Here is a 6,304-nt window from a genome sequence, read left to right as displayed (position 1 = left end):
CGAGGGCTGGTACAATCGTGAACGCTTGCACTCGTCGCTTGGCAATTTAAGCCCTGACGAGTATGAACGTCAAACCATAGGCGCTTAACTCAGTGTCGACAAAATCTGGGGAACGTCAGCTGCCGCTGCGCGGATGACCGCAATCACTCGGGTTATCCTCTTTGGATCGCGCGCAACGAGGAGTCACAGGCCACGGTCTGATTTCGATATTGCGGTCCAGGCGGACAAGATGGACCATCTTGAGTGGGCGCAGTTTGCGCAGGAGTTGCAAGAGGCAGTTCCAACCTTGTGCGGACTGGATCTTATCAAGCTTGACGCTGATACCTCTCCCTCGCTCCGTGATGCGATCTTGAAGACGGGACTTATAGTATATGAAAAATAAAATTAAACTCGAGGGCTCGTCGAGTTTCGTTAATCTCAGAAAAGCCATTGCTAATTTGCGGCGATCGCTGGCAACTCCTGTGGCGGAGCCACGCGATCTGTCCGGGATCATCAGAGATTTTGAGATGGTGTACGAGCTTAGCTGGAAGGTCATTAAAAAGGTCTTGTTGGCAGATGGCGTCGACACTACCGGACCCAAAGATGTTTTGACGAAGGCGTTTCAGCTCGGGTACATCGACAACGAGGCCGCATGGCTGGGCATGATCCAGGATCGTAACAACGCGGCACATGTTTATGACGAGGCGGCTGCGCGCGTCTTAGTCGATCGCATTAGATCCCAATATTTAGGCCTGGTCGATAAGACCTTTGATGCCTAGCGCTACCAGCTTCCACACCACTAAGCCACATCTTGCCGGATCCACATGATGGTCCGATCATCGCTCGCTGGTAGTGTGTCCAGTATGTCTTCGCCGCGAGTTCTCAGATCTGCGTATAGTTTCATGATGGCGCGTTTCGAGCGTCGCTTACCTTCGACAATCACGCCGTCTGTATGGTTTATGATTTCGAAGGTCTCTCCGGGTTGCGGCTCGTACGATGTGCAGCCGACCTCGATCGTAGGCAAAATTCCTACTGGATTTGCTGTCGATGCCAACGTCACCAATTTAGACTGTGTCTGTTCATCTGCACTGTCCACTGCGACATAGAGCGGCAAATGGCCTGCACCCCAATAATCGATTCTTTCGCGGGAAATTTTTGTGATCCCGACAGTGACCATATGGATTTCGTCGCGGCCTAGCTCGTAAAGCGTGCGGTTGAGACTCTCGATCCAGGCGACTGGATCAAACTCGGGCGCATTTAAATGTTCAGCCCATAAGCACTGCACACTATGCACAACCAAGGCCGCTTGCAGTCCTTTACCGGCGGCATCGGCGACAGCGACATACAAGTTGCCCTCGCGATCCTCTCGTGCGCCGGCCCAATCGCCACCTACCTCGTCGTGCATGGATTGGTAGCAGTAGATTTGAAAATCACCGATGCGAGCTTCTTTAGGCAGAGCCATCGAGTGTTGAATCGACCTAGCCATGTCCATCTCAAAGGTGTAGCGCGCATTTTCATGGGCCCGACGCAACTGTGCGAACTCATATTCGCGAAGGGCCTCATTAATGGTGCGTGCGGTGGCATCGATGTTGCCCAGGGCAGCAAAAAAGAGAGCGAAAATCCCAAGAGGTAGCATGCCGCGGACAAAGGGGGTTCCCTGAAGCGACAGTATAATCACTATGGCCGAAGCTACTGCCATGAGCAGCCGATTCCTGATCACGTGTCCGGGCCAGAGTATGACTTGAATAATCCCGACCACTACGACGCCGGTCCAAGCCTTGAGGGTCAGGAGACCGATGCCATTTTCCTCGATCGCGTAACTGCGCAGTAGGTAGGTGTAACCACTTAAGTTGAGGACTTGTAAGAAGGTGCCAATCCACACCGATGTATTGATGGATTTCTCAAACCTAAACCTAATAGCAAAGTAACTGATGATTCCGGCAACGTGAAAATAACGAAGTGACTCGTAACTACTAGCGCGATCCATGATGATAGGATCGACAACCAGTGAGACAAAATGAAAAATGACATAAACGAGTCCACCGCGCGACGACTCCGCAGATCGGACGAGCCAATCACGGACAAAGGCCTGGCGATCTGGTTGCAGTTTGCCCTTAACGTAGGCAAAAACCTTTTCGTATCGTCCAGTGCGTTTTGGCTTAGGTGCATCCACGGGTGGTGTTTAGCTTCCTGTCTTTAGTTTCGGCTTTAGACCCCGTAAATCTAAATTATAGGGAGTCATTGCCGCATCATGGGTATCGGCGACTTACAGGAGATCTTGAAGGGATGCTAGGCGGGCCTGAGCCTGTAGTGGAAGTTAGGTCTTATTTTAGCGTTTGGTAAAAAGAAAAAGGGAGCCCCAAAAGGCTCCCCAAAAGGGGTCGTTAGTATCTCTAAGCAACCAGAATTACTGGTTACAGCTAACTGAGATGTACATTGGATTACGGTCAGAAATGTTCACGAAAGTGAGGGCTTGGTCGTATGCTTGACTATAGGCCTCTTCACGGGTGGGTGCTGTCACGGTGTAGTAAGGGCCGCCTTCTGAACCAGCGTCAGCGGTGCAGGTGACGTCAGCCAATGCAGCTGAGGTGATGGAAGCGAGGGTTGTTGCGAGAGCGATTTTTGCGAGTAGTTTCATGTTGAATCTCCAGTGATGTGTTTAAGCTAACGGTCTAACCAGGGTAACTTTAGAGTAAAATTCTCAGCGCAGGCGGTTTCAGTATGGTCGACGTATGTAGCTACAGCTTCGTACGCAGAGGCTAATATAGGATCTTAGTAGTTATAGCAAACAAATTTTTTTTATTTTTTAAATTTGGGAGACCTCAAGCATGCGACCGGTGACTGGAATATGCAGCCGATTGAGAGTACCGCTTCTAGTGATAAAGCTCGTCGTTTTGGGCGGTTGTGGCGCTGTCCAGCAATCGCCATCGCATCTTGCCGCTGGCTGGGATCCATCCAATAACCCGGCGATTTTCGAGCCAGGGTACGAGTATAGGCTCAGCGCTCTCCCTCTAAGCGGTCAAACGTCACATATCCCCTGGCCCGACACCTATTGGCCGGATCAATACGGCGGTATTGCCGACAGATGGCAAACGAGCGAGGATACTTTTAGTTATAAGACCTACAACGATCCCGCCAAGTTAAATCAAGAGCAATTAGCGCTGCTTTCACCAGCCGAGAAATTCGACCTCTTACGCGGGCGCTACGACTTCCCCTTAGTTGGGTCTGAAAGGCGCAGGACTAATCCAGAGTCCGCACTCTGGCGCGGGATCTGTCATGGACTGGCTCCGCTCTCGATGGCCATAAGAGAACCGCAGCCTACAGTGGTCAAGAACGCGCGAGGAATCGAGATCCCGTTTGGGGCCTCCGATATCAAAGCATTACTTGTTTACAATCAGGCCCTGATGGCTAACGTGGCGCCGCGCGTGCTGGGGCAACGGTGCAACGACGATCTGTCGCGCTATCCCGACCGATCACAAAACCCTGCCTGCGAGGATGTAAATGCGGGAGCATTTCACCTAGTGATCACCAACCGGGTTGGTATCAGAAAGGTCGCTGTCATTACGGATCTTGCGCGTGACCTCCAAGTATGGAATCAACCTATATATTCCTACCGAGCTGCCATCGGCAGATCTACGCCTCCGCGGTTAGGTGCAGCTCCTGGTACCGTGGAGGAGAAGGTCATCTCGATGCAAGTGCGTTATAGCGTATCTGTCGATCCAAGCTGGAGTGCCCAGGATACCAGTGGAGGTCGCGGCTATGACGAGAGAAACTATCAGTACACCGTGGAGCTAGACAACGCTGGTCGTATTATTGGGGGGCGGTGGCTAGGTGACGGTCGTCCGGACTTTATGTGGGTGCAGCCGCCAGCAAATCTAAGTGGTGATTGGCAACTACTAGCGCAGTTTTACCGGTCAGCGGTCAAAACGCAAAACCCATGAGCAATTTAGAACCGACGTAAACCGACCCAGGTATCTTGGTGATGGATGCGGCTTCCGACGTTTCAGGGCGGCTACCGTCTGCAGTAGTGGTTAATGTATTTTTTACCGGACTTAGGCCGACGTGATAGCCGATATCGATCCACTCTACCTGGATGGTCCAGGTGCGCCAGTGCCACTGGTTGCCGATCCCGACGTAGGGACGCCAAATCATGGCGCTCTCTTTCCAGCTTGTAAACTCTTTTGATTTAGTTTCTTTGTGGGTGGCCTCGTAAAGACCAATGCCGCCGCCAAAAGCACCGTACAGCGTCCTGCCCATGAAGTAGCGTATGGCGGCGGTGCCCTCATAGGCTGCCTGGCCGTCAAAAAGATTTGAGAAATTAAATGGCCTGATCCCTAGAGCCATGCGTAGCCCAACGTCAATGACTAGATCGGGAGTATAGTAGTAACCGATCACACCAGTGCCACCAGCTAAGACCGACGGAGTCGCTGAAGAATCAGCGCCACCCAGGAGTTCCAGCGTCTTGCTGCGGCGCTCGCGGAGAGTGTTTTTGAGACCGAACTCGTGCTCCAAATCCTCAATGAAGCCTCCTCCGCCAGATTTGCTGAGCTGGGCGAGATTCCTACTTGGGTGAGGATTTTGGGCGCGTTGCCTTAAAGGGTCAGCATATGCATTTAATGGGGTTAAACAAGTCACTGACAACGAAGCCAACAGTAAAATGGCCTGTGAGTTTCTTTTTACAATGTTGCGCATTGTCAACCTCTCTAGTCGTTATAAAAGTCTTATCGGCAAGTGGAGTGGTATTGATGAGGCGGGATTTTGAGGCATTTGTTACAGAATAATTGGTTTATGGATGTTAATGACTTAGTCCAGAGCCAAAAACTTCCGAGTGGCATAAGTTAGACTATAATAAGCTATTGGGTTCTTAAAGGCCTGTGACAGACTGAGGGAGATTTTGCAATGTTTAGGCGGCAAGCCAGGATCGCTAGCATCGTGCCTCTCATGGTGTTGCTAGCGTGCAGCGCAGCAAAAAAGTCGACGTCTGAGGATATGGCTAAAAAGCTAAATCTTCAAGATGTAAAAAATTTGTTACTGGCGCCGTCTGGGCTCAATGCAGCACAGCTCAATGTGCTTGATGTCGATCATACGCCAGAAACCTTCATTAACCAAAAACGATTTTTAGCTGACGAGATTCCAGCGCTTAAAAACCGCGTGTATTCCCTCAATAGCCATGGCGAAATATCCGAGGCACTTCTGGCTGAGAAGATTTCTGGAAACGTCAATGATCCCGCTTCGAGTGACTTGGCTTTTGATACTAGCACCTTCGCTTTTTTTCGCTATCGTGATCTCTATCAATCGGGTCCGGGTAACGCTCCCGGCAAACAGTGTGTATTGGTGGGTGTTCGTAAATCCGATGGCACACTGAGCTGCATCACCGCCAATCCCCGATGTGATGACGTAAACATATGCAACGTCGGTGACTATCGTTCTCAGATCAAAATTAATCCCCAGGGTGACACTTTATTTTTGGTACTCGGTGACGGAGGTCTACAAAAAATTGATCTGCGAGATCCTAGTCAGCCCAAAGAGACCGTTATTTTTACACATGATAGCCAAGGTGATGCGTCCTTTCCGATTGTAAACGATAAAAACGATGTGATGACGACTATTAACGTCGGTGGCTCGGCTACGAATATCATCACCAAAATTTTTGGATCCGAGGGTCAGACCTATACGATTCCCGGTAGTAATCAAATCAACCGCATTTCGTGTGCATTTGTTGGGAGCGGATCAAAGTCATCCAGCTTTTATTATGTGGATCTGGATCCGAGTGACTCAAGCTTCCACTATATCGAGCTCATACGCGGCGCCGATGGATCGTTCACCCCTACAACCCTTTACAAAGAACCCGAGGGGTCCGGAGTGCTTGGATCTAGCTGCACGCGCATAGTTCACAGTGGTGAGCGCGTATTTGGACTTAACTACTTCGTACCCAGTAATCCTACGTTTCCAGGAAATTCTGTACTTATGGAATATCCCAGTATTGCATCGCCCATCCTTCACTATGCTTTGGACCAACGTTTTCCCGTCAAGAAGGATTTACAGCAGTATCCGAACGGAGTTGTCATCCTAGGAGCGACGCTAGATGGCACTAAGAGTGGCATTGAACACTTTGATACAACGACCAATACTGCAACCACAGTCCTGGCAGCAGACGATTACTTCATCCGGTCGATGTCAGTGGCGGTAAATGGCGACATCAGTTTTGTTGCCGTGAGGCTTGCTGACCGCGCCAATATTCTGGGCACAATCACGCTCGGTAGTATGACGCAGAAGAATGTGAGGCTGAGTACGGAGCCGGTGTCGATTCTTCCTGTCAGGTGAG

8 protein-coding genes are annotated in these 6,304 nt (G+C 50.6%); 5 read left to right on the top strand and 3 right to left on the bottom strand.

Features of this window, described 5'->3' with window-relative positions; genetic code table 11:
- The 3 genes from FJ146_11130 to FJ146_11120 form a co-directional block, all read left to right on the top strand.
- On the top strand, positions 1–88 hold an 88-nt coding region (locus FJ146_11130), incomplete at its 5' end, for an IS3 family transposase (GenBank protein MBM4252515.1).
- A 45-nt stretch (positions 89–133) separates the two neighbouring features.
- Positions 134–382 carry a nucleotidyltransferase domain-containing protein gene (locus FJ146_11125; GenBank protein ID MBM4252514.1) on the top strand — a complete coding sequence of 83 codons (249 nt, stop codon included), beginning with the start codon at positions 134–136 and terminating at the stop codon, positions 380–382.
- The gene (locus FJ146_11120; protein MBM4252513.1) at positions 372–758 is read left to right on the top strand and encodes a nucleotidyltransferase; all 387 of its coding nucleotides are present in this window, start codon (positions 372–374) and stop codon (positions 756–758) included. The genes FJ146_11125 and FJ146_11120 overlap by 11 nt, the downstream gene beginning before the upstream one ends.
- Before the next feature lie 20 nt (positions 759–778).
- Here FJ146_11120 and FJ146_11115 read toward each other — a convergent pair whose 3' ends face one another.
- Positions 779–2,152, bottom strand: a complete 1,374-nt coding sequence (locus FJ146_11115) for a serine/threonine-protein phosphatase (protein MBM4252512.1) — start codon at positions 2,150–2,152, stop codon at positions 779–781.
- Between the two features lie 234 nt (positions 2,153–2,386).
- A complete protein-coding gene (locus FJ146_11110) occupies positions 2,387–2,617 on the bottom strand; it encodes a hypothetical protein (protein MBM4252511.1) in 231 nt (76 codons plus the stop codon).
- A gap of 190 nt (positions 2,618–2,807) precedes the next feature.
- On the opposite strand from FJ146_11110, the gene FJ146_11105 reads away from it, so the two are divergent.
- Complete coding sequence (locus tag FJ146_11105) at positions 2,808–3,920, top strand: hypothetical protein (protein MBM4252510.1); 1,113 nt, start codon at positions 2,808–2,810, stop codon at positions 3,918–3,920.
- On the opposite strand, the gene FJ146_11100 is transcribed toward FJ146_11105, so the two are convergent.
- Complete coding sequence (locus FJ146_11100; protein ID MBM4252509.1) at positions 3,901–4,671, bottom strand: hypothetical protein; 771 nt, start codon at positions 4,669–4,671, stop codon at positions 3,901–3,903. The two genes, FJ146_11105 and FJ146_11100, sit on opposite strands and share 20 nt — an antisense overlap.
- A 207-nt stretch (positions 4,672–4,878) precedes the next feature.
- Between FJ146_11100 and FJ146_11095 the strand changes: the two genes are divergently transcribed.
- Positions 4,879–6,303 carry a hypothetical protein gene (locus FJ146_11095; protein ID MBM4252508.1) on the top strand — a complete coding sequence of 475 codons (1,425 nt, stop codon included), beginning with the start codon at positions 4,879–4,881 and terminating at the stop codon, positions 6,301–6,303.
- Position 6,304: the final 1 nt, after the last annotated feature.

Source organism: Deltaproteobacteria bacterium (assembly GCA_016874735.1).
GTDB lineage: Bacteria > Bdellovibrionota_B > Oligoflexia > Oligoflexales > CAIYRB01 > CAIYRB01.
This window is presented reverse-complemented; position numbering and strand designations above follow the sequence as displayed.

Coding starts and splice junctions, on each gene's coding strand:
- FJ146_11095 (MBM4252508.1), top strand. CDS start 4,879: ATGTTTAGGCGGCAAGCCAGGATCGCTAGCATCGTGCCTCTCATGGTG.
- FJ146_11105 (MBM4252510.1), top strand. CDS start 2,808: ATGCGACCGGTGACTGGAATATGCAGCCGATTGAGAGTACCGCTTCTA.
- FJ146_11110 (MBM4252511.1), bottom strand. CDS start 2,617: ATGAAACTACTCGCAAAAATCGCTCTCGCAACAACCCTCGCTTCCATC.
- FJ146_11125 (MBM4252514.1), top strand. CDS start 134: ATGACCGCAATCACTCGGGTTATCCTCTTTGGATCGCGCGCAACGAGG.
- FJ146_11100 (MBM4252509.1), bottom strand. CDS start 4,671: ATGCGCAACATTGTAAAAAGAAACTCACAGGCCATTTTACTGTTGGCT.
- FJ146_11120 (MBM4252513.1), top strand. CDS start 372: ATGAAAAATAAAATTAAACTCGAGGGCTCGTCGAGTTTCGTTAATCTC.